This is a genomic window from Morganella morganii (assembly GCF_019242955.1).
Lineage (GTDB): Bacteria > Pseudomonadota > Gammaproteobacteria > Enterobacterales > Enterobacteriaceae > Morganella > Morganella sibonii.
In genome coordinates this window covers 2,462,228-2,488,439 of the sequence record NZ_CP066129.1, presented here as the reverse complement: position 1 = coordinate 2,488,439, position 26,212 = coordinate 2,462,228, and the positions used below count along the sequence as shown (strand labels likewise).

The window sequence follows — 26,212 nt, the reverse complement described above, 5'->3', positions numbered from 1 at the left end:
TTCGGCTGATAACACAAAGCAGGAAAAACCACGTTTTATCCTGCATTGTCAGCAATCTCAAATGGCGGATATTCCGCCGTTTTTTGTCTCTGTCAGATAACCGCCGTCAGAGAATGGTGGCGGCGATAATCTCAGCGGGGCCGCCTTCCCAGCGGTAGCCTAATCCGTACACCGAATGAATAAAATCACGGTCACTTTCCAGCTGTCCGAGCTTGCGGCGCAGATTTTTGATGTGGCTGTCGATGGTGCGGTCGGTCACCACGCGGTAATCATCGTACAGATTATCCAGTAACTGGTTACGGGACAGCACAGTGCCCGGGTGTGACACCATCGTGCGCAGCAGGCGGAATTCGACCTGAGTGAGATCCAGACTCTGGGTCCCGAAACGCACCTGATAATTTACTTCATCAATAACCAGGGTGTCAGATTTATCTTCTGACGTTTCGTGACTGCGCTGACAGCGGCGCAGAATGGTTTTGATCCGCGCCACAACCTCACGCGGGCTGTAAGGCTTGCAGACATAATCATCGGCACCGATTTCCAGTCCCAGCAGGCGGTCAATCTCTTCCGTTTTCGCCGTCACCATCATGACGGGCACATCGCTGAACTGACGGATCTCTCGGCAGAGTGTCAGGCCGTCTTTCTCCGGCAGCATCAGATCCAGCAAAATCAGATCCGGATGATGTGCCTTAACCCAGTCTGTCACTTCACCGCCGCGTGCCAGCCAGTGTGTACGGTAATGTGCGGCGTGCAGATAATCTGTCAGTAACTGAGCCAGTTTCGGCTCATCTTCCACAATAAGAATCAGTTCGGCATGTTGTTCCATGCGGTAAACTCCTGTCAGTCAGGGCGGGGCAGAGTCAGCGTAATCGTCACGCCGCCGAGCGGGGATGCGGATGCACTGATCTGCCCGTGATGCGCTTCCGCTATTTTATCACAGATCGCAAGGCCGAGCCCGGAGCCGCCGCTGGCTCGGTTGCGGGAGGATTCACTGCGGTAGAAGCGTTCAAAAATCTGTGAGAACTGTTCTTCAGTCAGCCCCGGTGCACTGTCTGACCAATCGATCCGGATCTGTGTTTCATCCTGCTGTCCGCGTACCATAATCTGTCCGCCGCTGTCGGTATAACGCAGGCTGTTTTCCAGCAGATTATGGAACAGCTGGCCGAGCCGCGCGTCATCGCCGAAAATCATCAGCGTGTCCGGCAGTTCAGTGGTTACGGTGAGATTTTTTTCCTGCAACCGGTGACGGAAAACGCCGATGGAACGGCTGATCACATCGCTCAGGTTACATAACTCTTTACGGTAAGAGAGTGACCCGCTGTCGGATAATGAGAGCTGATGCAGGTCACTGACCAGTTTTGTCAGTGTCTGAACTTCCGCCAGCAGAGATGCGAGAGTTTCCGGTGTCGGCTGGCGTATTCCGTCCTGAAGGGCTTCCAGTTCGCCCTGCAATACGGCCAGCGGGGTACGCAGTTCGTGTGACACATCCGCCATATAGTCGCGGCGCATCAGTTCATTTTTCTCCAGCGCGGAGGCGAGCTGATTAAAATCATTCGCCAGTTGTGCAATTTCATCCTTACCGTGAACCGGTACACGGCTGCTGAAATTGCCCGCTGCCAGCTGATGTGTGCCTTCCGCCAGCCGTTTGACGGGCCGCAGAAAGCCGCGTGTCAGCAGCCAGGTCACCACAAGGGTGACCAGCAGCACCAGCGCCGACACTATCCAGCTGGTACGCGCCTGCTGATGTGAAAAGCTCTGATCGGCAGCGCGGTTGATATTATCATCTGCCGGCATCACCACCCAGCCGACAATATCGCCGTTATATCTGACCGGTTTGCGGTAGAGTTCACCCTGCGGTACCGGACCGTGCCCGAACAGACGCTGATCATCTTCACCCAGCAGCCAGAAACGCATTTTCCAGCCGCGCTCCATATGCTGCATATGACGGTCGGTATCCAGCGCCCGCAGTGCCTGCATAAATCCGCGCTGATTATTACGCAGAAAATACCAGCTGCCGTAATCGGCATATTGTTCAGCGACAACATCAGCGATCAGTTCTGTCCGGTCTTCGGCAGAGCGCTGGAGATAGCCGAGAAAGCCCTGCTCAAAACTGAAGCGGATAGCCAGATGCATGGTCAGTACCACCAGCATGCAGGTGGCAAAAATGGCGAGAAACAGTTTGTGACCAATACCGGTTTTCATGTATTTCCCTCCGTGTTCAGAACAGGCTGTCCGGTTGATTCTCCGGTTTTTTTGCGGCGCAGCCGGTCAAAAAACAGGTAAATCACCGGGGTGGTATACAATGTCAGGATCTGGCTGACCAGCAACCCGCCGACCACCGTGATGCCGAGCGGCTGACGCAGTTCCGCCCCGTCACCGCTGCCGAGTGCCAGCGGCAGTGCACCGAACAGGGCAGCCAGTGTGGTCATCAGGATCGGGCGGAAACGCAGAAGACAGGCCTGAAAAATCGCATCCCGTGCATTTTGCCCGCCGCGCTGGGCAGCAATGGCGAAGTCCACCATGATAATGGCGTTTTTCTTCACAATCCCGATCAGCAGCATGATACCTATCAGGGCAATCAGGCTGAACGGTGTATCAAAAAACTTCAGCGCAAGCAGTGCGCCGACGCCCGCGGAGGGCAGGGTGGATAAGATGGTCAGCGGATGAATAAAGCTTTCATACAGCATACCGAGCACCAGATACACGGTAATAACAGCGGCGATAATCAGCAGTACCTGGGACTGTAATGTCTCCTGAAATAACTGTGCGGTTCCGGCAAACGACCCGCGCACCCCGGATGGCACACCCAGCTCCACCATGGTGCGTTCGACCGCAGTTACCGCATCTGACAGAGAATACCCCTGCGCCACGTCAAAGCCGATTGTTGACGCCGCCGACAGCCCCTGATGGTTTACACTCAGCGGCGCATTCGCCGGGCGCCATTGTGCAAAATACGCCAGCGGAACCGGTTGTCCCTCTTTATTGATAACAAACATCTTATCCAGTGCGCTGACATCCTGCGTATATTGCGGCGCAACTTCCATCACCACTTTGTACTGATTCAGAGGCTCATAAATCGTGGAGATCTGCCGCTGACCGAAGGCGTTATTGAGCAGGTTATTGGCATCATTCACGCTGATCCCGAGCTGTGCCATCACATCGCGGTCATAAGTCAGCGCCATCTCCGCGCCTTTGTCCTCTTTATCCGAGTTGACATCGGCCAGCTGCGGCAGTTCACCGAGTGCCTTGCGGATTTTCGGCTCCCATTCGCGCAGCAGGGATAAATCATCCGCCAGCAGGGAGTACTGATAACTGGAGTTGGACTGACGGCCGCCCGCCCGCACATCCTGCACCGGGATCAGAAACAGGTTGGCACCCGGTTCATCCGCGAGGGTCACACGCAGCCGGTTTATCACATCCTGGGCGCTGTCTGTCCGCTCATCCAGCGGATTGAGGGAGATAAACATAAACCCGCTGTTCACCCGGCCGCCGCCGGTAAAACCGGTGACGCTGGCGACATCTTTATCACTGTGAATACGCTGCATAAAGGTGCGCATTTTCTGCTCCATCGACTGGAACGAAATGCTCTGGTCAGCGCGGACAAAGCCCAGCAGGCGCCCGGTATCCTGATCCGGGAAAAAGGTTTTTGGTACGGAGATATAGAGCCAGACCGCCAGGGCAATGGTGCCGGTGAAAATCAGCAGCACCCAGCGGCTGTGTGCCAGTACTACGGTCAGGCTGCGTCCGTACCATTGCTGAATACGGAACAGGAGCCTGCCCGCGCCGCGTTTGCGCTCACGTGCCGGAGCCGCGCGGTTTTTCAGCAGATAGGCGCAGAGCATCGGGGTGAGTGTCAGGGAGATCACCAGCGAGATAGCAATAGCCGTGGTCAGCGTGATGGCGAACTCGCGGAACAGCCGCCCGACAAGGCCATCCATCAGCAGCAGCGGGATAAACACCGCCACCAGGGAAATACTCATCGAAAGCACGGTGAAACCGACTTCGCTGACCCCTTTGAGCGCCGCTTCTTTGGGTTTCAGGCCGTTTTCAATATGACGGGCGATATTCTCCAGCACCACAATGGCATCATCCACCACAAAGCCGGTGGCGACGGTCAGCGCCATCAGTGACAGGTTATTGAGGCTGAACCCGCACAGATACATGGCGCTGAAAGTACCGATAAGGGAAACAGGCACGGCCAGCGCCGGGATAATGGTGGCGCGGCCGGAGCGCAGAAACAGGAAGACCACCAGGATCACCAGCCCTACCGCAATGGTCAGGGCGCGCTCCACTTCGGTCAGTGAGGCACGGATGGTCGGTGTGCGATCCTGCGCGACCTGCATATCCACGCTGGCGGGAATGGCATCCTGTAATACCGGCAGCTGTTCACGGATACGGGCTACGGTGGCGATGATATTGGCACCGGCTTCACGGCGGATCACCAGCAGAATAGCAGGCTTGCCGTTGCTCATCCCGGCCGCGCGGACGTTCTGTACCGAGTCTTTCACTGTGGCGACATCGGCCAGGCGTACTGCCGCGCCGTCATTGTAATGCACAATCAGCGGACGATAATCATCCGCGGTTTTCAGTTCGCTGTTACTGCCAATTTGCCAGCGGCGCTCATTGTCAGATACGGAACCCTGCGGGCGCAGCACGTTGGCATCAGCAATCGCCTTGCGTACGCTGTCGAGGGAAACGCCCTGGTTAAACAGCTGTGACGGATTGAGTTCCACCCGCACGGCAGGCAGTGAACCGCCGCCGACAGAAACCTCGCTCACGCCCTCAATCTGCGACAGGCGCTGTGCCAGCCGGGTGGAGGCGATATCATAGAGTTTGCCGGTATCGAGCGTGTCTGATGTCAGCGTCAGGATCATAATAGGCGCATCGGACGGGTTGGATTTATAGTAACGCGGCCGTGACGGCATCCCGGACGGCAGCAGGTTTTGTGCGGCATTCAGTGCCGCCTGCACATCACGGGCGGCGCCGTTGATATCACGGTTAAGCTCAAATTCCAGGGTGATACTGGTGCTGCCGAGCGAACTGGATGATGTCATTTCTGACACCCCGGCTATCTGCCCGAGTGAGCGTTCCAGCGGCGTGGCGACAGACGATGCCATGGTTTCCGGTGATGCGCCCGGCAGTGACGCCGAGATATTGATCACCGGATAATCCACCTGCGGCAGCGGTGCCACCGGCAGAAACAGGAAGCTTATTGCCCCGCACAGCGTGATGGCGAGGCTTATCAGCGTTGTGGCCACCGGACGGGCGATAAACAGGGCGAACAGCCTCATGATGAGGCTCCTGTGTTGTCGCTTTCCGGGGTAAACCGAGCGTGATCGCGCCAGTGTGACAGGCGGTCAAACAGCAGGTAAATCACCGGGGTGGTAAAGAGGGTCAGGATCTGGCTCATAATCAGCCCGCCGACCATACAGACCCCCAGCGGCTGGCGCAGTTCGGCACCGACCCCGGTACTGAGCATCAGCGGTACCGCGCCGAACAGTGCGGCCATGGTGGTCATCAGGATCGGACGGAAACGCAGGAGACAGGCCTGATAGATAGCATCATACGGTGACAGTCCCTGTTCGCGTTCTGCGGCGAGGGCGAAGTCAATCATCATAATGGCGTTTTTCTTCACTATCCCTATCAGCAGAATAATACCGATAATCGCGATGACATCCAGCTCATTGCCCGCCATGATCAGCGCCAGCAGCGCACCGACCCCGGCAGTGGGCAGGGTGGAGAGGATGGTAATCGGGTGAATAAAACTCTCATACAGAATACCGAGCACAATGTACATTGCCACTACGGCGGCGAGGATCAGCCACAATGTGCCGGAGAGGGCATTTTCAAAGGCGAGGGTCGCGCCCTGGAATTGGGTGGTGATATCTTTCGGCAGACCGATACGCTGCTCTGCTGATTTCACCGCGTTCACCGCCGCTTCCAGTGAACCACCCGCCGGGATATTAAAGGAGAAAGTGGCGGACGGGAACTGAGCCAGATGGTTAATGGCCAGCGGCCCGAAGCGCTGCGAAACAGTGGCAAACGCTGATAACGGCACGGAATTGCCGTCTTTGTTGGTCAGACGGATACTGTTGAGGGCGTCCGCACCCGGTGTCAGCGCGGTATTATTCTCCAGCACTACCCGGTACTGGCTGGCCTGGGTATAAATCGTGGAGATCAGCCGCTGACCAAACGCATTGTACAGCGCGTTATCAATATTGGTCATGGTCAGCCCCAGTCGTGAGGCTGTGTCGCGGTCAATATCGATATAAGCCACCAGTCCTTTGTTCTGCCAGTCATTACCGGTATCGGTCAGGGCATCGCTGCTCTCTAATTCTGTCATCAGACGCGGCACCCACAGATCCAGCTCCTCAAGGGAGTTCGCCTGTAAGGTGAACTGATATTGGGTGCGGGAAGTCTGGGTATCGATAGTCAGATCCTGGGATGGCTGGAGATACAGCTTCACGCCGGGCAGGGTATCTGCTTTTTCCTGTAACCGCGTGATGATAGCTTCGGCGCGGTCAGCCCGCTCAGACAGCGGTTTCAGCGTGATTTGCAGACGTCCGGTGTTAAGAGTGGCGTTGCTGCCGTCGATACCGGCAAATGCCGCGATATTTGCGACCGCCGGGTCATCCGCCAGCAGACGGCTGACCGCCTGCTGTTTCTCACTCATCGCCTGAAACGACACAGATTGCGGCGCTTCCAGCGTGCCCTGGATAAGCCCGTTATCCTGAACCGGGAAAAAGCCTTTCGGAATAAACAGATAAAGAATAACGGTGATCGCCATAGTGCTGAACGCAACGCCGAGCGTCAGCCACTGATGGCGTAATACCCATGTCAGCCAGCGGCCGTAACCGGCAATCACCCGCTCAAAAAAGCGTTCGGTGGCGAGATTGAAACGGTTATGACGCTGTGCGGATTCCGGTTTCAGGAACCGGGCGCACATCATCGGTGTCAGCGTCAGCGATACCACACCGGAAATCAGGATTGCCACGGCGAGGGTGATGGCAAATTCGCGGAACAGGCGGCCGACAATATCCCCCATAAATAACAGGGGAATTAACACGGCGATCAGCGAGAAGGTCAGCGAGATAATGGTAAAACCAATCTCACCGGCACCTTTCAGGGCAGCGGTCAGCGGTTTGTCACCTTTTTCCAGATAGCGGGCGATATTCTCCACTACCACAATCGCATCATCCACCACAAAGCCGGTGGCGATAGTCAGCGCCATTAGCGTCAGGTTATTGACAGAAAAGCCGCAGAAATACATCACCGCAAACGTACCGACGAGCGAGAGCGGTACGGCCACCCCGGGGATCAGCGTCGCGGCCATATTGCGCAGGAACAGGTACATCACCATGATCACCAGCGCGATCGCTAAAAACAGTTCAAACTGCACATCTTTAACCGAGGCGCGGATAGCATCTGTCCGGTCAGTCAGAACCGTCACTGTCACGGATTCCGGCAGGGTTTCCACCAGTTCCGGGATCAGAGCGCGAATGGTATCGGTGGTGGCAATCACGTTTGCGCCGGGCTGGCGCTGCACATTAATCACGATGGCCTGTTTGTCATTGACCCAGGCACCTAATTGCGTATTTTCCGGCCCCTCCTGAACAGTTGCCACATCGCGCAGGCGAATCGGAGCGTTATTTTTGTAGCTGACAATCAGGTTCTGATAATCTTCCGCCGATTTCATCTGGTCGTTGGCGGACAGTGTTACAGAGCGTGCCGGGCCGTCGAGGCTCCCTTTGGCGGAGTTGACGTTGGCGTTATTAATCGCGGTGCGGATAGTTTCGCTGTCCAGCCCGTAAGCGGCAACCGCATTGGCATTCAGCTGAACCCGCACGGCAGGGCGCTGACCGCCCGCCAGTGTCACCAGCCCGACTCCCTCAACCTGTGAGATTTTCTGGGCGATGCGGTTCTCCACCATATCCTGTAACCGGGTCATCGGCATGGCATCGGAGGTGACGGCAAGGGTCAGTACCGGCGGATCGGCCGGGTTGACTTTGCTGTAAATCGGCGGATAAGGCAGATCATTCGGCAGCAGGTTGGTTGCTGCATTGATGGACGCCTGCACTTCCTGCACCGCCACATCCAGCGGCAGAGAAAGCTGGAACATCAGGGTGATCACCGAAGCGCCGCCCGAGCTTTGCGATGACATCTGTTTCAGGCCGGACATCTGCCCGAACTGGCGCTCAAGCGGTGCGGTCACCGCGGAGGTCATCACATCCGGACTGGCGCCGGGATAGAGTGTCACCACGCGGATAGTCGGGTAATCCACTTCCGGCAGCGAAGAGACCGGCAGCATGCGGTAACCGACAATCCCTGCCAGCAGGATCGCCAGCATAAACAGGCTGGTGGCAACCGGACGCAGGATAAACAGGCGGGACGGTCCGCCGGCACGGGTTTCAGGGTTGTTTCCGGACATCAGGCCTTATCTCCGGCTGCGGCTTTTTTCTGGCCGGACACCACTTCCACCTGTGCACCATCGGTCAGACGGTCAATCCCGTCGGTTACCAGGGTATCACCGGTACTGACGCCGCTTTTGATCACCACGCGCTCCGGCGTCTGTAATTCCACATCCACAATCTGTTTGCGGACTTTATTGTCTGCCTCCAGAAGCCAGACATAATTACCTTCTGTTCCCATCTGCAATGCGGCATTCGGGATCACCACGGCATTCTCCAGCTGTCCGACCTGCAACAGCACATTGACAAACTGATTCGGGAACAGCAGGTCGTCATCATTGGTAAACCGCGCTTTGGCTTTTACCGTACCGGTGGCTGCATCGATCTGGTTATCCAGTGTCAGCAGTTTGCCTTGCGCCAGCCGGATGCTGTTATCTTTGCTCAGTGCGGTGACCGCAAGATCCGGCAGGGTGCGCTGCGCCATACGGATCAGCGGGATATCATTCTCCGGGACGGTAAACAGCACATCGGCAGGTGCTGTCTGGTTGATCACCACCAGCGGCATAGCGGTTCCGGCAGTAATAAAGTTTCCGGTATCCACCTGACGCAGCCCCATTTTTCCGCTGATGGGCGCGGTGATACGGCTGTAGGTCAGTTGCAGCTTCGCGCTGTCGATAGCGGCCTGATCCACCTTAATACCGGCTTCTGCCGATTTAACCAGCGCCTGCTGGGTATCGAGTTCCTGCTGTGAAATCACATGGGTGGCGGCGAGTTTCTGATAGCGGCTCAGGTCACGGCGGGCATTGGCGAGCGTGGCCTGATCTTTGGCTAATTGTCCCTGCGCCTGCGCCAGCTGGATCTCAAACGGACGCGGATCAATAGTGAACAGCAGATCACCGGCATTCACTTTTTGCCCTTCCTCAAAATGAATCTGCATCAGCTGGCCTTCCACGCGGCTGGTAACGGTGACGGAGTTGGCGGCCTGAACGGTACCGAGTGCAGATAATGTCCGCGGAATAGTCTCAGAAACCGCTTTCGCCACCTGTACCGGTGCCAGCGGCGGGCGGCCCGGACGGTTGCTGTTTTTACCTGCGGATGCGCCCGGTTTACCGGCAGCCGGCGGAGTGGCCGGTGCCGCAGAGTTAAAGTAATGATAGGTGCCGTAACCGGCTGCGCCCAGAAGGAGAACGGCAATCGTAATGCCTGTGCGTTTCTTTCTCTTTTGTACATTATTCATTATCGGATTACTCATCATTCCTTTTTACCCGGCGCTGGCCGGGGTACGCGTAAGGGCACAAAACAGCCTGAATTATGATGGTGATAGTGTACCGGTAAATCTGATCGTAAAAATGGAAGAATTGTGAAAATAACGTTGATACAGGTAAATATACGTGGTTTCAGCAGTGGTCGCTGTTTATGTCAGTCACTTTATCATCCCTTAAGGAAATATTACCGGCACGGTTTACTCAGTTTATGATGTACAGTAACATTACGCATTCTTAACAAGCTGATAATACGCACTATAATGATGAAAAACAGACTTATTCTTGTCTCTGCACTGCTGCTATCCGGCTGTTCTTCTGTCTGGGTGGAAGTCCCGGGCGGCTCCGAATACACACGGGCAGAAGCAAATGCATTTTGTGAACCGGAATCACATAAGCTCTATCCGGTCAAAAATGAAGTTGCCCAGCGCAGTGTCATGCGGGATGTGGAGAAACGCTGCAAAAAGGATGATGACTGCGGTAACAGCAAAACCTATAAAGAGCAGACACCGGTAACGGAAAGTTATGTGATGGATGTGAATGAAGACAGCCGCAACCGCTATTTCTACAGCTGCATGAAAACAAAAGGCTGGGATCGGGAAGACCGCTGGATGTGGGAATAACAGGGAATATCAGGGCAGATATTGCACTGCCCTGACCAAATATCACCGCTTATTTCTGTGATTTTTGCGCAAATTCCTGTTTGGCTTTCGCTAACTGCGCCTGAAATGCCGGGTCGGAATGTAATGTCGCGACAGCAGCTGATCCGACAATCCGCGCGGCATCCACGTCACTCTGCCAGTGATAGCCGCAAATGACACGGCTCTGTCCGAGCTGATAACCCCGTTCCAGAATCGCATCCTGATTTGCCGGATTCACTTCTGCCAGCACTAATGCCGTTGCCCAGCCGATAGAGGTATGACCGGACGGGTAAGATCCGTTAGTGGAGAGTTTTTTCTGATCTTTGGTATTACAGGTTTCTGTGCCGTAAAACGCAAACGGCCGGATACGCATGTAATGCTCTTTGGCGGAGCGGGTAGCGAGATCACCGGCATCCTCAATCATATTAGTCAGCAGTTTATACAGCTCCGGAGAATCCTTTTCCGTTATCGGATAACCGAACGCTCCTGAAAATGCGGTTGCTACCCCGCCCGCTGCCAGATCAGCATCTGCCTGTGCCTGTTTTCCGCGTTCGGTATTGCGCAGCATACGGCCTTTTTCATACATCGCCTGGTCATTTAAGAACAGAATACTGCCGACTTCCGGCGGCGGCGGCAGCAGCTTCAGGCTGTCGATAGCCTGTTCATTTTTCAGATAATATAAATCCGGCTTGGTGGTGGCATCGTTGCCCGCCGGGATCGCAGCCAGTGCGGAAAGGGAAAACAGTGAGAACAGGCAACCGGCGATAATATTCTTCTTCATGACATCTCCTTATCAGATACAACAGTATTACTCAGAAACCTGTTTGCCAGTGTAGGGCGGAGATATGCAAATTGATGTTAACTCTTTCAAAAAAGTGTGACAAAACAGACGGAAGACAGGTAAGTATTTTTGATGATGATTTTCAGATAATTTGATGAAAACAGCACGATTTTTGTTAACGGACTGATAAATAAGACCGGGTTGATATCATTGAAAAAGATAACACACAGATATTATAAGAGAATATAAAGGATCAGAGTTTGTTTCTGTCATCATATTATTAACAATTAAAATGAATGAAATTTTCCGGTTTTCACCATCAATGAATGTTGCTGCTACCGCTTTGCGTATCACTGCGTATACTCACAATGAGTAAGATTCTCATTCAACGGGGGTATATTATGACAGGGGTAATCAACAGGCTGTTATCGCACGACGATGCCGGGAAATTATTACTGCGGCTGGCGGTCGGCGGATTAATGTTGTTTCACGGTATCGGTAAACTACTGACCGGCGCAGCGGGGATAAAAGGGTTACTGGCCTCGTTCGGGTTACCGGAATTTATCGCTTACGGGACTTATTTCGGGGAAATCGTCGCACCGGTCTTTATTATTCTCGGTATTCTGACACGGCCGTCCGCGCTGCTGGTTTCTTTCACCATGGTAGTTGCCTGGCTGATGATCGGCGTGAGCAAAACGTTTGTGCTTGACCCGACAGGGGCATGGGCGATTGAAAGCCTGATGTACTTCTTTATCAGTGGTATTGCACTGGCCTTTATCGGTCCGGGGAAATATTCAGTGATGAAGAATCCGGCCTGGCGCTGATTCAGAAGACACCGGAGACAGAAAGAAAAAGGGCGGAAAATGATCCGCCCTTATCGTTTTACCGGTTTCGTTATGACTGCTGTGCCGCGACAGTTTTCATATTCTGCGTTTTACGCGCTGTCCAGCCTTTATGAGCCAGCGGTAAAAAGCCGATAAGAATCGCCAGTACTGACACGCCCGCCACATAATACGCCGGTGCCATTGCACTTTTCTGTAACCAGGCGCCGGTCAGCATCGGGGTTAAGCCGCCGAATACCGCGTAAGCCATGTTGTAGGCAAAGGACAAGCCGGAGAAACGGATTGCCGGCGGAAATGCCCGGGTACTGATAATTGGCGTGGTGGCAATCGCACCGACAAAAAAGCCCATCACCGCATAGTTAATCACCAGTGATGCTGCCGCGATATCCGGTGACAGTGCGCTGTAGAAGTGGAACGCGGTGATCGCTAATCCGCCCCAGGACAATGCCAGTGTCACACGGCTGCCGATCTTGTCTTCCAGCCAGCCCCAGAAAATACAGCCGAGGGTCAGTGTCAGTGTGGCGACACAGTTCGCCTGCAATGACAGTGTGCGATCAATACCGTACATCTTTTCCACCACAACTGACGGGGTCATCAGGATGATCACCACGATAGCGGTAGATAATGACCAGGTCAGCCCTGCGGTAACAAAACAGGCCATTTTGTGGTTTTTCAGGACGGTTTTCACAGGCATTTCTTCGGACAATGTCCGTTTGGCGGCCATTTCTTTAAAAATCGGCGTTTCCTGCAAAAAGCGGCGCAGATAAACAGAAATCAGGCCGAACACACCACCGAGGATAAACGGAATACGCCATGCCCATGCAGTCACTTCCGCCGCAGTATAAGAAGCCTGAACCGCGATAGCGACCAGCGAGCCGAGCAGGATACCGCCGGTAATCCCGGAGGTCAGCGTACCGACACCCAGCCCGTAGCGCTGTTCCGGTGTGTGCTCCGCGATAAATACCCATGCACCCGGCATCTCACCGCCGATAGCCGCACCCTGTAAAATCCGCATCAGCAGTAACAGGACAGGTGCTGCCACACCGATGCTTTCATAGGTCGGCAGCATACCGATGACCAGCGTCGGAACGGCCATCAGGAAGATACTCAGGGTAAACATGCGCTTGCGGCCGATAATATCGCCGAAGTGCGCCATAATAATCCCGCCGAGCGGGCGCGCCAGGTAACCGGCGGCAAAAATTCCCAGTGTTTTCATCTGGGCGATAAACTCATTATCACCCGGGAAAAACAGGTGGGTTAGTGTACCGGTAAAAAACACAAATATGACAAAATCATAGAATTCAAGCGTGCCGCCGAGGGAAGATAATCCCAGTGTTTTATAATCGTTTTTATTTAATGGCCTTGCCTGAGGCTGACTTAATGGCGATGTATCGGTTGTCATAATTATGTCCTTTTATTTACTCATTTATTCAATGACGGGGGTCGTGTCATTTTTTTTTCTCATTTGTATTTCCCAAAAGAGAGGTAGCGGCAACACTATCCCGGTTATCTCAACGATAGCCGGAAATAAAAAACAGGAATTGTCTGTTACCGGAGGGTATGCTTTGTTATAGCAAGAAGTTCCGTATATTGTAAACAGCACCGGCAAAAACAAGATGTATATTCTTGTTGTATGTTTTAAGCTGAAATATTGAACTAAATATGATTTGCGTCACGGATGATAACGTTAAGGAATCAGGAATGACAGCATATTATGAAAACCGGGAGAGATAATCAGCGGAATAATTGAGGTTTCGGCCCTTATTATTATTTACCCGAAATACTGGTTTATAAAACAGGATTAATGATCTTATATGAATAAGGCTTATCAATATACTCATGAGTGAATAGCGGTAAATAAATATAAATAAGTGTGAGCAGCATGATGATTATTTCAAAGTAATAGCCGGGAATTGATCATATTCACCGGATATTGTCAGTCCGGCATCATAATCCACTGTGTTGTGGTGACGGCGAAGATACGGGAATACAGCGGAAAGAGACAAAAACGGCCACGGAGAGCTGAAGTAACACTTCTCTTTCCGTGGCCGCAGCCGGTTATCTGAGCAAAAATCAGACCAGGAACAGGGTGGCAAGACCTAAAAAGATGAAAAATCCGCCGGTATCGGTGATCGCGGTGATCATCACGCTGGCACCGAGTGCCGGGTCGCGGCCGAGCTTCATCATTGTCAGCGGGATCAGCACACCCATCATGGCGGCCATCAGCAGGTTAAGCACCATGGCCAGTGTCATCACCGCCCCCATGGCAATATCGCCGTAGAGCAGATACGTGACCACCCCCATAATCCCGCCCCAGACGACGCCGTTGATAAGGGCGACGCCCAGTTCACGCAGCATCAGGAAAGAGAAACTGCCGTGCTGGATTTGGTGCAGAGCCAGTGCACGGACAATCATCGTGATGGTCTGGTTACCGGTATTACCGCCGATACCGGCGACAATCGGCATCAGGGTGGCAAGTGCGACCAGCTGCGAGATAGTGTCCTCAAACACACCAATCACACGGGAGGCCACAAAGGCTGTACAGAGGTTAATTGCCAGCCACGCCCAGCGGTTTTTTACCGCCTGGCCGACAGGCGCAAACACATCCTCTTCAGGGCTTAACCCCCCCCATACGACGGATGTTTTCCTCGCTTTCTTCGTTGAGGTTATCAACGATATCCTCAACGGTCAGACGTCCGAGCAGCCGCCCGTTATTATCGACGACGGCGGCGGAGATTAAGTCATAACGTTCGAACGCGCCGGAGGCATCTTCGCCTTTTTCATCCGGCAGGAAGGTGACCGGGCTGGTTTTCATCACATCAGAAACCAGTTTATCCGGTGACTGGGTCAGAATAGTGGTCAGCGGCAGCTCACCCTGCAAAATATTATTGCTGTCGATAACAAAGATTTTATCCGTGGCTTCCGGGATGTTGCTGCGGTAGCGCAGAAAACGCTGAACCGTTTTCAGCGGGACATTGCCGCGCACGGTGACAAACTCAAAGTCCATCATCTGCCCGATACTGTCCGCCGGATACTGAAGAACCGTACGGATGCGGTTGCGCAGACTTGGTTCCAGATAGGTCAGCAGGCGGCGCATGGTATCGCGCGGCAGGTGCTCGGCGATATAGGCCTGCTCATCCACATGCAGGGTGGCGACGGCGCGCAGCAGCTCTTTGTCTGACATATCTTTAATCAGACTGTCCCACACGGAAACAGAGGCTTCCACCAGCACTTCCCCGCGCTGATGGTTATCAATCAGGTGCCAGAGCGCAAGACGCTCATCATAGGGCAGGGCTTCCAGCATATCCGCAAGGTCAGCGGCGTGGAGATCTGTCAGCAGATTTTTGACTAATTTTGATTTTGAATGCAGCTCATCATCACTGAGCCTGGCATGTTCATCGGCGGTGCCCAGAATGGTTTCCACAAACTGTGAGTCGTTGAGGAACAGGGGCAAAACCTGCTGACGAATGTGTGCCAGCCGCTGGGAATGCGGATTGACCGGTGATGAGTTATCAATGGAGAAACTGTGTTCAGACATGATTTTCCTTTACACATAAAACTTTAAACAAATAAGACTGGCCGGGGATTCTCCCTGTTAGACGTCTTCTTCTTTTATACCGAGGTGCCAGCCGGGCACATCATCCCAGTAAGCCTGCTCTTTTTCCAGATCAAGCTGCATTAATGTATTGATAGTCAGATAGTGGCGCGGAAAAAACAGTGTCCAGTGTCCTTCATTGGTTTCCAGGCGCAATGTTGCACGCTTGGTGGTGGATTGACGCTGATTATTCAGTAAGACCGCGAGACGCAGGATCTGTATCAGGGGGATGACCTGTTTACGTTTAAACAGTGTGAACTTCGGGATATCGTCACTCTTTACTGCTTTGCGGTGATAACGCACCAGCGTGGCAAGCAGAAGCTGCTGCTCCTGAGTGAATCCCGGTAAATTGGTATTCTGCAGAATATAGGCCGAATGGCGGTGCAGGCCTGACAGGTTGATACTCAGCCCGACTTCGTGCAGCCAGACCGCCCAGACAAGAATCGCTTCCTGCTGCGGATCAACCAGGGACGGATTCTGCTCCGCCCATTGCCGGTACAGGTTTTTCATGGTGGTCAGGACACGCAGTACCTGGGCGTTGTCCACATTGTAATGTTCCACCAGGCTTTGTGCGGTGCGCTGGCGGATATCCTGATGACGGAAACGGCCTTCCATCTCATACAGTACCCCTTCGCGCAGGGCACCGGCAGACAGACGCAGTTCCGTAATTTCCAGTGCGTCAAACAGACCGCATAAAATCGCCAGACCCGGCACAAACACTTTTTTGCGATCGTCAGACAGGCCCGGTAAATTCAGGGCATCAAACCGCTTATAACGCAGTACCTGTTTGACCAGCATTTCCAGACGGACAGGGGTGATAATACCGTCCCGCTCACCCAGTTCACGCAGGATCTCACAAGCCGCCTTAATCGTACCGGAGGCACCGAGACACACATCCCAGCCCTGCACACGGAACGCAATGGCCAGGTTTTCCAGTTTGGAAACCGCCATCAGGCGGGCGCGGTTGAAACTGGCTTCGGTGATTTTGCCGTCCGGAAAAAACTGGCGGCTGAAACTGACACACCCCATACGGCGGCTTTCAATTAAAATCGGCTCAAAACGTTCGCCGATCACCAGCTCCGTCGAGCCGCCGCCGATATCTATCACCAGTTTGCGGCCTTTTTCCGGCTGTGTGTGTTCAACGCCCATAAAAATCAGGCGTGCTTCCTCGTGACCGGAAATAATTTCAATCGGGTAGGGGATCACCGCCGCAGCACGTTCGACAAACTCATGCGCGTTGACTGCCTCACGCAGACTGTGCGTCCCGACAATCGTGACCTGCGCGGCGGGAAAGCCCTGAAGACGTTCGGCAAACAGCGCCAGACAAGCCAGCCCGCGCGCCATGGCTTCTTCACTCAGTTCATTCTGATCATTTAAACCTTCAGCCAGATACACCCGCTGCTTCAGGCGGCTGAGAACCTGGAGTGCGCCGTTGACAATACGGGCAATTACCATATGAAAGCTGTTTGACCCGAGGTCGATGGCTGCAATTTCCAGCGGACGATCTTTTTCAGTGATCAGTGATAATGGCATGAACGGACCTTTTAGTTATCCGGTTGTTCCAGGGAACGAATGTAGTCATAAACCGCCATCTGCGAGCGGACTTTCCGCTTGTTGCCGCGCGGCACATAATGGTTGGACATCTCTTTATCGAGATAACGTGCCTTCTCATTATCACTGAACTGAATATCCAGAATATCGAGCACCCGGCGGCGCAGTACCGGGTCGAGCAGGCGCACAGCCACTTCAATCCGGTAATCGATATTGCGGGTCATCCAGTCAGCAGAGGAGAGATAGACTTTTTCATCCCCTTTGTTGGTGAACACATACACCCTGTCATGCTCCAGGAAACGGTCAACGATACTGGTCACCTGGATATTCTCACTGTACGGCACCTGTCCCGGTACCAGTGCACACATGCCGCGCACCAGCAGACGGATTTTTACCCCGGCTTCGGAGGCATCATACAGACGCTCACTCAGTTGCTTATCTACCAGATTATTGATTTTCAGCGTGATTCCGGCATCATAACCGGCCAGTGCATTGGCAATTTCATCATCAATCAGCTGATTCAGCATCGCCCGTGAATTCTGCGGGGACACCATCAGGTTATCAAACGTGACCGGCCGGTACGGGTTTTCAATAAAGTTGAACACACGCCGGACTTCATTGGTGATCTCTTCATTGGCGGTCAGCAGTGAATAGTCCGTGTAGATACGCGCGGTTTTTTCGTTGAAGTTACCGGTGCCGATATGGGCGTAACGGCGGATCACATCCCCGTCTTCCAGCCGCGAGATAATAAACAGCTTGGCGTGGATTTTCAGCCCCGGCGCGGAGAAAATAACATGTACGCCGGCTGCCGTCAGGTGCCGCGCCCAGTGAATATTTGCTTCTTCATCAAAACGTGCCTGTAATTCCACCACCACGGTCACTTTTTTGCCGTTGTGCGCCGCGTGGATCATGGAATCGATAATGCGGGAATCCTTGGCGACACGGTAGATATTCATCTTGATGGAAATTACGCTCGGGTCAAAAGAGGCCTGACGCAGCAGTTCCAGCACATGTTCAAATGTGTGATACGGATAATAGAGCAGCACATCCCGCTCACGGATAGCATCAAACCCGTTACGGTGATGATCAAACCAGACATGACGCAGTCGCGGCAGCGGCTTGTTTAATAAATTCTTATTACCTTCATTCGGGAAGCGGATGAAGTCTTTAAAGTTATGGTAGCGCCCGCCTGCAATTACGGAGTCATCATTGGTCAGGCCGAGTTTTTCACGCAGCAGGGTCACCATTTCATCCGGCATATCGCGCTGATAAACAAAGCGCACCGGCTCGGCGGTCAGACGCTGTTTCAGCGTGGAAGACATCATCTCCAGCATCCCGGATTCCATCTCAGTGGCGAGGTCATACTCCGCATCACGCGTCATTTTCATGGAATAGGCATTGAGGGCATCGAAATCAAAAAAGCCCTTGAAGATTTCATCCAGACAGTAGCGCAGGATATTGTCGATAAGGATCATCGACTGGCGGCGGCGGCCGTTTTCTGTCGGCAGATTGACAAAGCGCGGCACTTTATCGGACGGAATTTCCAGCAGCGCATAGCGGGTCTCACGACCGGATTTGACAATCTCCACCACCAGATAGGTGTAATCATCTTTGAGGAATTCGACCAGATCGGTGCTGGTCTGGATCATAATCGGCGTGATGTGCTGGCGCAGATGCTGGCGGAAATACTGACGCAGCCAGATTTGCTGTTTCGGCGAAATCTGACGTTCGTTGATCAGGAAAATCTGATTACGGGCCATTTCCAGCAGCAGGTCGTTATACAGGGTATCAAATGCCTGATCCTGTTTTGCCACTTTGTTTTCAATTTTACGCAGCAGATGACGACCGCTGGCTCCGGAACCGCGTTGTTCCTCATTAATCAGGATGCGGCGTTTAACATCCGCGTAGCGGACTTTGTAAAACTCATCCAGGTTATTTGAGTAAATGCCCAGAAAACGCATACGCTCGATCAGCGGGTTGCGTTTGTCGGCGGCCTCCTGAAGAACCCGTTCGTTGAACGACAGCCAACTGAGTTCTTTTTCCATATAGAGCCTATCTTGGGACATTGTTACTCCGGAACGGGTTACGCTGAATCTGGGTTGAACACAGTGTACAGTTTACTAAAAAAACATTACAGGTTCTGCTTTACGCGGGCATTTTTTTTCAACGTAGCTTTCCGCATCCGCTGATTTATTTTTCATCACCAGATATTCCGGCTGAAAAATACACATACGGATCGCGGTGCGGTATTCGCCGTTGACGAAAAACTCATCAATTAACTGACCTTCGGTATGGAAGCCGAGCTTTTTATAAATATGGATCGCTTTTTCATTCTCCACATCCACAATCAGATACAGTTTATATAAGTTGAGAACAGAAAATGCATAATCCATGGCAAGACGGGCAGCGCGCGAGGCAAATCCGTGTCCCTGATGTGCCGGGGCGATAATGATCTGAAATTCAGCGCGGCGGTGCACATGATTGATTTCCACCAGTTCCACCAGCCCGACTTTGGTGCCGTCGCTTTCGACAATAAAACGGCGCTCTGATTGATCGTGGATATGTTTGTCGTATAAATCACTTAATTCAATGAAAGCTTCATACGGCTCCTCAAACCAATAACGCATAATGCTGGCGTTATTATCCATCTGATGAACAAACGCTAAATCTTCACGCTCAAGCGGACGCAGTTTTACAGGCGGAACAGCAGTGCCACCGGACATAAATCACCTCAGTATTGATTGTATTTTCTTGTTCAGTGTAACACATAACAGAAACGGAATTATCCGGGGATCGGTTTTTCCGCGTCATTACAGGGGCGGGCGTGTAAAATTATGACAATTACCTGTTATTTGAGTACCGGCTGCTGCTGACTGATGATAAAGTATGTGACAATACGCAGATGACTAATAAATACCGGATATTCCCATGAACCCGACAAAAGTGTGCCGCACCCGTCTTAATGCGCTTACCGACCTGCCGAATATCGGTGAGGCGATGGCGGAAGATCTGCGTCTGTTGGGATATGAAACACCGCAGGATATTACCGGTTCAGATCCGGTCATTATGTATGAAATGCTCTGCGCGGTAACCGGTGTCCGTCAGGATCCCTGTGTCATTGATGTATTCTGGTCAGTCACTGATTTTCTGGCCGGGCAACCGGCACAGCCGTGGTGGAATTATACCGGACAGCGCAAAGCGTATCTTAATGATATGGCAAAACTGCGGTAGTTATGAATTAACCTGGCTGATAATACGGTTAATCGTCATAAGCGCAGTACACAGGCTGGGTGAATGCGCTTTCGCTCTGTCAATATCCCAGCTTTCCTGAACAAAACGGGTCAGAAGCGTATTGTAAGACAGCCCGACTTTTGAGGCTGCCCCTTTTTTGGGCGGAATACCTTTGCGTATATCCGCATTTTTGGACAGCTTCGCCAGGTTTATTATTTTCTCTTTGGGATCAAGTAAATCATCCGGTGACCGGCAGATTTTGTCACCTGAAATATTCAGAAACGTACTCAGCCCTTCGCGATCAGCTAAAATCCAGCTTTCGATTTCCCGTACCGGAATAATAATGTCCAGGCTTTTGCTTTTATTTTTTATCTCTTTTTCTATTGAGGATCGGAATTTGTTAATATCGGTTTGTAAATCTGAATCAAAAACAACCAGTACATTATGAAGGTAAGATAATTCATTGAATTTATGAATGTTATTTTTCAGATAACCACAGCCTTGCTTCCCTAATTTAAATGGGATATCGATGCCGCTGACAGAAGAGAGTATTTTGACCATAACTTCTTCTGTTAAAATATCTTCTGTCGCGATCGAAATTTTCATTCATTATATCTCTGACATTTTTCTGATATTGGCAGGTACTGTCAGCGGTAACATAATTTCTGCGGCAGTTAATCCTGCGCGCATTGCGGCGAGTTCGTCATCATCCGGAGAGCGTGCAGTCGTACCGTTCTCAGAGGGCAGAAGCAGGATAATATCATTGCCGTCTATATTGTTGCTTAACAGCGAAACACTGTGCGTGCTGATAAGGATCTGTTTTTGATTCCTGGCTCCTTTCAGCGTATTTTCAATTACTTCAGGGATATACCGGACAATTTCATTATTCAGAGAAAGTTCCGGTTCTTCCAGCAGGAGCAATTGTCTTTTTTCAAGAAGTGACCACATCAGGCCAATCAGTCTCAGGGTACCGTCAGAAAACTGATCTTCTTTCTGCCAGCCGGCATTAGGACGCCAGTGATCGTAACGGGCTTCGAGATGCGGTTGTCCGGAACTGTCACGCTCAAAGCGGAGTTCTTTAAATTGCGGCACAGCAATAGACAAACCGGCCTGAATTTTTTTCAGCCACGAATCCCGGGTTTTGGCATTCGTATTAGCCAGACGATCTAAAAATCCCTGACCAAAAGGATCATCTTCAATTTTGGTGATACCAATTTCTTTGGCAAACTTAAGTAACTGAGGAACAATATGCAGATATGTGACAGATGCGAAAAACTGAGCGACAGGCCGGAATGGCTGATTAGCTAAAATTTGTTCCAGATGCGTTTGTGTCAGCTGTATCTCATCAGATTGATCATTGGAGTTCGGCCGGGACAATATAGACTCATTATTAAGAGTGACATTTTCACTGGTAATATGAATCAATTGTTTTCCTTTACCGGATGCTTTGAATTTTAATTCATACACCCATTCATTATTATCGTCTGATAAATTCAGAATAATAGCTACTTCAGTATCATTACGTGCCTGAAGGCAACGTAATTTAGTGATACCGCCCCGGTCGTTAACCGCTTTCTGTAAGCCGCCGCCATCCTTGCAAAGGTCACTCATAAAACGAAAAACATCCAGAAAGTTAGATTTACCCACGGCATTAGGACCGATGATATATACCCGATCATTCATATTGATATCGATATTCCGGAAATTTTTCCAGTTTTTCAGACGGACTCGGGTAATTTTCATGGTCATACCTTCAGGGTTATGTCATTCAGATAACAGCAATTATTGCAGTCTGAATTAAAATTTGTCAAACAAGAGTATTGTTACCTGTTGGTAGCAACAACATAGCACTATGCTGCCGGATTATCGGGGATGGAAGATAAAGTTGTGAGCATTATTCCAACAAAAAAAGAAATTACGGGAATAAAAGAGAATAAGTATAGATAAATGGCCCGCATGTCAGCGGGGCATTTATTTTATGAATGGAAACCGTCCGGCGACAGCAGCTGCTCATCCAGATACACACCATCTTCCTGCAACAGTAAACGCCCCTGCACATACCAGTTAACGACCTGCGGATAAATGCGGTGTTCTTCCTGCTGTATCCGTGCGGTGAGGGTTTCTTCGGTATCACCGGGCTGAACCGCAATGCGTGCCTGCAAAATGACCGGCCCGCCGTCCAGCTCTTCCGTCACGAAATGGACAGAAGTACCGTGTTCAGCGTCCCCGTTTTCCAGGACTTTACGGTGCGTGTGCAGACCCGGATATTTCGGCAGCAGAGAGGGGTGGATATTCAGCATTCTGCCGTGATAGTGACGGACAAAAGCTGGTGTCAGAATCCGCATATATCCGGCGAGAATAATGACATCAGGGCGGTATTCATCAATCTGATCCTGTAGTGCGGCATCGAAATCATCCCGTGAAGGGAAATCCGCCTGGCGGAGTGACTGAGCGGGAATTCCGGCATTCTGAGCCCGGATTAACCCGTAAGCGTCTGCTTTATTACTGAATACTGCGACAATTTCCGCATTGAGACTGTGTGAATTGCAGGCGTCAATTAACGCCTGCAAATTACTGCCGCTGCCGGAAATCAGGACAACAAGGCGTTTCTTCATCAGCGGATGATAACCTGCGGCTCATCTTCACGGCACACCGCGATATCACCAATCAGCCATGCATTCTCACCGGCTTCAGTCAGCAGGGCGAGTGCAGCCGGTACAGCGGAGGCAGGCAGTGCGATCACCATACCGACACCACAGTTAAAGGTGCGGTACATTTCATAATCATCAACATTGCCGGCCTGTTGCAGCCAGTTAAAGACGGATGGCCACTGCCAGGAGGCCGCATCAATCCGCGCCTGAGTACAGGCCGGTAACACACGCGGGATATTCTCCCAGAAACCGCCGCCGGTCAGGTGCGCAATCGCGTGGACATCGGTATTTTCAATCAGCTTCAGTACAGATTTGACATAGATTTTGGTCGGTGCCAGCAGATGGTCGGCCAGGGATTTGCCGTCAAGCTCTGTTGTCGCAGGGTCAGTCTTGCTGACTTCCAGGATTTTGCGGATCAGGGAATAGCCGTTGGAGTGCGGGCCGCTGGATGCCAGCGCGATCAGCACATCACCGGCACGAACTTTGCTGCCGTCAATAATTTCTGATTTTTCCGCCACACCGACACAGAACCCGGCCACGTCATAATCATTACCGTGATACATGCCCGGCATTTCAGCGGTTTCGCCGCCGACCAGTGCACAGCCTGCCTGCTTACAGCCTTCGGCAATACCGGTGACCACACGGGCGGCGGTGTCGACATCCAGTTTACCGGTCGCGTAATAGTCGAGGAAGAAGAGGGGCTCAGCACCGGCGACCACCAGGTCGTTCACGCACATAGCAACGAGGTCGATACCGATAGTGTCATGGCGTGCCAGATCCATGGCCAGGCGCAGCTTGGTGCCGACGCCGTCAGTGCCGGAAACCAGCACCGGCTCTTTATATTTCTGCGGTACCGCACACAGCGCACCGAAACCACCCAGTCCGCCCATCACTTCAGGACGGCGTGTCTCTTTGACAACATGCTTAATACGGGAAACTAAGGCATTACCGGCATCAATATCAACACCGGCATCTTTGTAACTCAGGGAAGTTTTGTCAGTCACTGCGGCCCCCAACGGCGATTGCAAGTAAGTGGGTGAATCGAAAACGCGGCTATTCTAACAGGCCACGCAAACGTTTGCGAGAGGATTTACGCCGGATTTTGTCAAAATGCGTCAGTTCACACTTATTCATGTAACGAACATGAAACGCGTGATAATTGACTATAATCAACAAATCAAGGGTGGCGCAACAGCAGAAAAGCGGTATAATCTCGCGATTTTTTTGTCCGCCAGGGCTTACACAGTAGGAGAACCCATGAAAGTCACCGAGGTAAAACACCCGCTCGTTAAACACAAACTTGGCCTGATGCGAGATCATGATATAAGCACAAAACGCTTTCGTGAACTGGCCTCAGAAGTCGGTAGCCTGCTGACCTATGAAGCAACTTCAGACTTAGAAACTGAGAAAGTGACAATTGACGGCTGGTGTGGTCCGGTCGAAATTGAACAAATCAAGGGTAAAAAGATTACCGTCGTACCTATCCTGCGTGCGGGTATCGGTATGATGAACGGTGTGCTGGAAAGTATCCCGAGTGCCCGTATCAGTGTTGTCGGTGTTTACCGTGATGAAGAGACACTGGAGCCGGTACCGTACTTCCAGAAATTAGCCTCTAATATTGAAGAACGCATGGCGCTGGTGGTTGACCCGATGCTGGCAACCGGCGGCTCGATGATCGCCACTATCGATCTGCTGAAAAAAGCAGGCTGCACCGCGATTAAAATCCTCGTACTGGTTGCTGCACCGGAAGGTCTGAAAGCACTGGAAAAAGCCCATCCGGATGTTGAGCTGTACACGGCATCCGTTGACGATCACCTCAACGAGCACGGTTACATTGTACCGGGCCTGGGTGATGCGGGCGATAAGATATTTGGTACGAAATAAGTTAATGAGCCGACTTGATAGTCGGCTTTTTTTTGGCATATCCCTGAGTAATCATTAAGAGGTTTAAGATGACGCGCCGCGTTATTGAAGTCGATGAACGCCCACCACTGCTGGTCACCATTCCGTTAAGTTTACAGCACCTGTTTGCGATGTTTGGTGCAACGGTTCTGGTGCCGATTCTGTTTCAGGTAAACCCGGCCACGATCCTGTTATTTAACGGTATCGGGACGCTGCTGTATCTGTTTATCTGTAAAGGAAAAATCCCGGCATACCTGGGCTCCAGCTTTGCCTTTATTTCACCGGTGCTGATTTTACTGCCGCTCGGGTATGAGCTTGCCCTCGGCGGGTTTATCATCTGCGGGCTGTTATTTATGCTGGTGGCGGGGATTGTCAAAATCGCCGGACGCGGCTGGATCAATGTGTTGTTCCCGCCTGCGGCGATGGGCGCAATTGTTGCGGTCATCGGTCTTGAGCTGGCCGGTACTGCTGCCGGTATGGCCGGGCTGAAATTTGAAAACGGCGCAACGCCGGACAGCACCACGCTGATTATCTCCCTGACCACTCTCGGGGTAACGATTCTCGGTTCTGTGGTGTTCCGCGGCTTCCTGGCGATTATCCCGATCCTTATCGGGGTACTGACCGGTTATGCGCTGGCCTTCTTTATGGGCGCGGTGGATTTAACCCCGGTGAGTGAAGCGCCGTGGTTTGCGCTGCCGACTTTCTATACACCGCGTTTTGAGTGGTTTGCTATTCTGACCATCTTACCGGCCGCGCTGGTGGTTATTGCCGAGCACGTCGGTCATCTGGTCGTGACGGCGAACATCGTCAAACGTGACCTGATGAAAGATCCCGGTCTGCACCGCTCTATGTTTGCCAACGGCTTCTCGACGGTACTGTCCGGCTTCTTCGGCTCCACACCTAATACCACGTACGGTGAAAATATCGGCGTGATGGCGATTACCAAAGTGTACAGCTCCTGGGTTATCGGCGGGGCGGCGATACTGGCGATTCTGCTCTCCTGCGTCGGTAAACTGGCCGCTGCGATTGCCGCTGTGCCGGTTCCGGTGATGGGCGGGGTATCACTGCTGCTGTACGGGGTTATCGGTGCATCCGGTATCCGTGTGCTGATTGATTCCAAAGTGGATTATAACAAGCCGCAAAACCTGATTCTGACCGCAGTTATCCTGATTATCGGGGTCAGCGGGGCGACTATTCATATCGGCGCGGCTGAACTGAAAGGTATGGCACTGGCAACGGTTGTCGGGATTGGTCTGGCACTGGTGTTCCGTCTGGTGAATATTATCCGCCCGGAAGAGCGGGTGGTGGACGTGAATCTGGATGAAGTGAAGAAAGATAACTGATACCG

General features: G+C 52.2%; 19 protein-coding genes and 1 pseudogene. 5 read left to right on the top strand and 15 right to left on the bottom strand.

The features are described 5' to 3' along the window. Positions 1-106: 106 nt before the first annotated feature. Genes baeR through JC793_RS11525 form a run of 5 tightly spaced genes read right to left on the bottom strand, consistent with a single transcriptional unit; the run spans position 107 to position 9,645 of the window. Positions 107-826 carry an envelope stress response regulator BaeR gene (gene baeR, locus JC793_RS11545; RefSeq protein WP_218426242.1) on the bottom strand — a complete coding sequence of 240 codons (720 nt, stop codon included), beginning with the start codon at positions 824-826 and terminating at the stop codon, positions 107-109. A gap of 14 nt (positions 827-840) precedes the next feature. Beyond that, the gene (gene baeS / locus JC793_RS11540; protein ID WP_218426241.1) at positions 841-2,202 is read right to left on the bottom strand and encodes an envelope stress sensor histidine kinase BaeS; all 1,362 of its coding nucleotides are present in this window, start codon (positions 2,200-2,202) and stop codon (positions 841-843) included. Then, the gene (gene mdtC, locus JC793_RS11535; protein WP_046893275.1) at positions 2,199-5,291 is read right to left on the bottom strand and encodes a multidrug efflux RND transporter permease subunit MdtC; all 3,093 of its coding nucleotides are present in this window, start codon (positions 5,289-5,291) and stop codon (positions 2,199-2,201) included. Before mdtC ends, baeS begins: the two co-directional genes overlap by 4 nt. Then, a complete protein-coding gene (locus JC793_RS11530; protein WP_046893274.1) occupies positions 5,288-8,428 on the bottom strand; it encodes an MdtB/MuxB family multidrug efflux RND transporter permease subunit in 3,141 nt (1,046 codons plus the stop codon). Before JC793_RS11530 ends, mdtC begins: the two co-directional genes overlap by 4 nt. After that, complete coding sequence (locus JC793_RS11525) at positions 8,428-9,645, bottom strand: MdtA/MuxA family multidrug efflux RND transporter periplasmic adaptor subunit (protein ID WP_218426240.1); 1,218 nt, start codon at positions 9,643-9,645, stop codon at positions 8,428-8,430. Before JC793_RS11525 ends, JC793_RS11530 begins: the two co-directional genes overlap by 1 nt. Positions 9,646-9,933: 288 nt before the next feature. Here JC793_RS11525 and JC793_RS11520 point away from each other — a divergent pair, with 288 nt between their 5' ends. Further along, a complete protein-coding gene (locus tag JC793_RS11520; protein ID WP_004235239.1) occupies positions 9,934-10,293 on the top strand; it encodes a hypothetical protein in 360 nt (119 codons plus the stop codon). A 49-nt stretch (positions 10,294-10,342) separates the two neighbouring features. Here the strand turns inward: JC793_RS11520 and phoC are convergent, their stop codons facing one another. Then, positions 10,343-11,092 (bottom strand): acid phosphatase PhoC, encoded by a 750-nt coding sequence (gene phoC / locus JC793_RS11515; RefSeq protein WP_166708078.1) that lies wholly within the window; start codon positions 11,090-11,092, stop codon positions 10,343-10,345. A gap of 401 nt (positions 11,093-11,493) precedes the next feature. On the opposite strand from phoC, the gene JC793_RS11510 reads away from it, so the two are divergent. Beyond that, on the top strand, positions 11,494-11,916 hold the full coding sequence (locus JC793_RS11510) for a DoxX family protein (protein WP_166708077.1): 423 nt from the start codon (positions 11,494-11,496) through the stop codon (positions 11,914-11,916). A gap of 70 nt (positions 11,917-11,986) precedes the next feature. On the opposite strand, the gene JC793_RS11505 is transcribed toward JC793_RS11510, so the two are convergent. The 5 genes and pseudogenes from JC793_RS11505 to speG all read right to left on the bottom strand — a co-directional run bounded on the left by JC793_RS11505 (position 11,987) and on the right by speG (position 19,803). Then, on the bottom strand, positions 11,987-13,336 hold the full coding sequence (locus tag JC793_RS11505; protein WP_054424029.1) for an MFS transporter: 1,350 nt from the start codon (positions 13,334-13,336) through the stop codon (positions 11,987-11,989). Between the two features lie 671 nt (positions 13,337-14,007). Further along, positions 14,008-15,472, bottom strand: a pseudogene (gene mgtE / locus JC793_RS11500) (magnesium transporter). A gap of 57 nt (positions 15,473-15,529) precedes the next feature. Beyond that, complete coding sequence (gene ppx / locus JC793_RS11495; protein WP_182106786.1) at positions 15,530-17,062, bottom strand: exopolyphosphatase; 1,533 nt, start codon at positions 17,060-17,062, stop codon at positions 15,530-15,532. A gap of 11 nt (positions 17,063-17,073) precedes the next feature. After that, positions 17,074-19,146 carry a polyphosphate kinase 1 gene (gene ppk1 / locus JC793_RS11490; protein WP_107678855.1) on the bottom strand — a complete coding sequence of 691 codons (2,073 nt, stop codon included), beginning with the start codon at positions 19,144-19,146 and terminating at the stop codon, positions 17,074-17,076. 54 nt (positions 19,147-19,200) lie between these two features. Further along, the gene (speG, locus tag JC793_RS11485) at positions 19,201-19,803 is read right to left on the bottom strand and encodes a spermidine N1-acetyltransferase (protein ID WP_218426239.1); all 603 of its coding nucleotides are present in this window, start codon (positions 19,801-19,803) and stop codon (positions 19,201-19,203) included. 205 nt (positions 19,804-20,008) lie between these two features. Between speG and JC793_RS11480 the strand changes: the two genes are divergently transcribed. Continuing rightward, entirely contained in the window at positions 20,009-20,311 is a 303-nt protein-coding gene (locus tag JC793_RS11480) for a helix-hairpin-helix domain-containing protein (protein ID WP_218426238.1), read from the top strand. Here the strand turns inward: JC793_RS11480 and JC793_RS11475 are convergent, their stop codons facing one another. The 4 genes from JC793_RS11475 to purM all read right to left on the bottom strand — a co-directional run bounded on the left by JC793_RS11475 (position 20,312) and on the right by purM (position 23,966). Next, a complete protein-coding gene (locus JC793_RS11475) occupies positions 20,312-20,917 on the bottom strand; it encodes a DUF4276 family protein (protein WP_046893264.1) in 606 nt (201 codons plus the stop codon). Positions 20,918-20,920: 3 nt separating this feature from the next. After that, complete coding sequence (locus JC793_RS11470) at positions 20,921-22,054, bottom strand: AAA family ATPase (RefSeq protein WP_046893263.1); 1,134 nt, start codon at positions 22,052-22,054, stop codon at positions 20,921-20,923. Positions 22,055-22,287: 233 nt separating this feature from the next. Continuing rightward, complete coding sequence (gene purN, locus JC793_RS11465) at positions 22,288-22,926, bottom strand: phosphoribosylglycinamide formyltransferase (RefSeq protein ID WP_218426237.1); 639 nt, start codon at positions 22,924-22,926, stop codon at positions 22,288-22,290. Beyond that, positions 22,926-23,966, bottom strand: a complete 1,041-nt coding sequence (gene purM, locus JC793_RS11460; protein ID WP_166708071.1) for a phosphoribosylformylglycinamidine cyclo-ligase — start codon at positions 23,964-23,966, stop codon at positions 22,926-22,928. The genes purN and purM overlap by 1 nt, the downstream gene beginning before the upstream one ends. 253 nt (positions 23,967-24,219) lie before the next feature. Between purM and upp the strand changes: the two genes are divergently transcribed. Next, positions 24,220-24,846, top strand: a complete 627-nt coding sequence (gene upp, locus JC793_RS11455) for a uracil phosphoribosyltransferase (protein ID WP_046893261.1) — start codon at positions 24,220-24,222, stop codon at positions 24,844-24,846. Between the two features lie 68 nt (positions 24,847-24,914). Beyond that, entirely contained in the window at positions 24,915-26,207 is a 1,293-nt protein-coding gene (gene uraA / locus JC793_RS11450) for a uracil permease (protein ID WP_046893260.1), read from the top strand. The last annotated feature ends 5 nt before the right edge of the window (positions 26,208-26,212 follow it).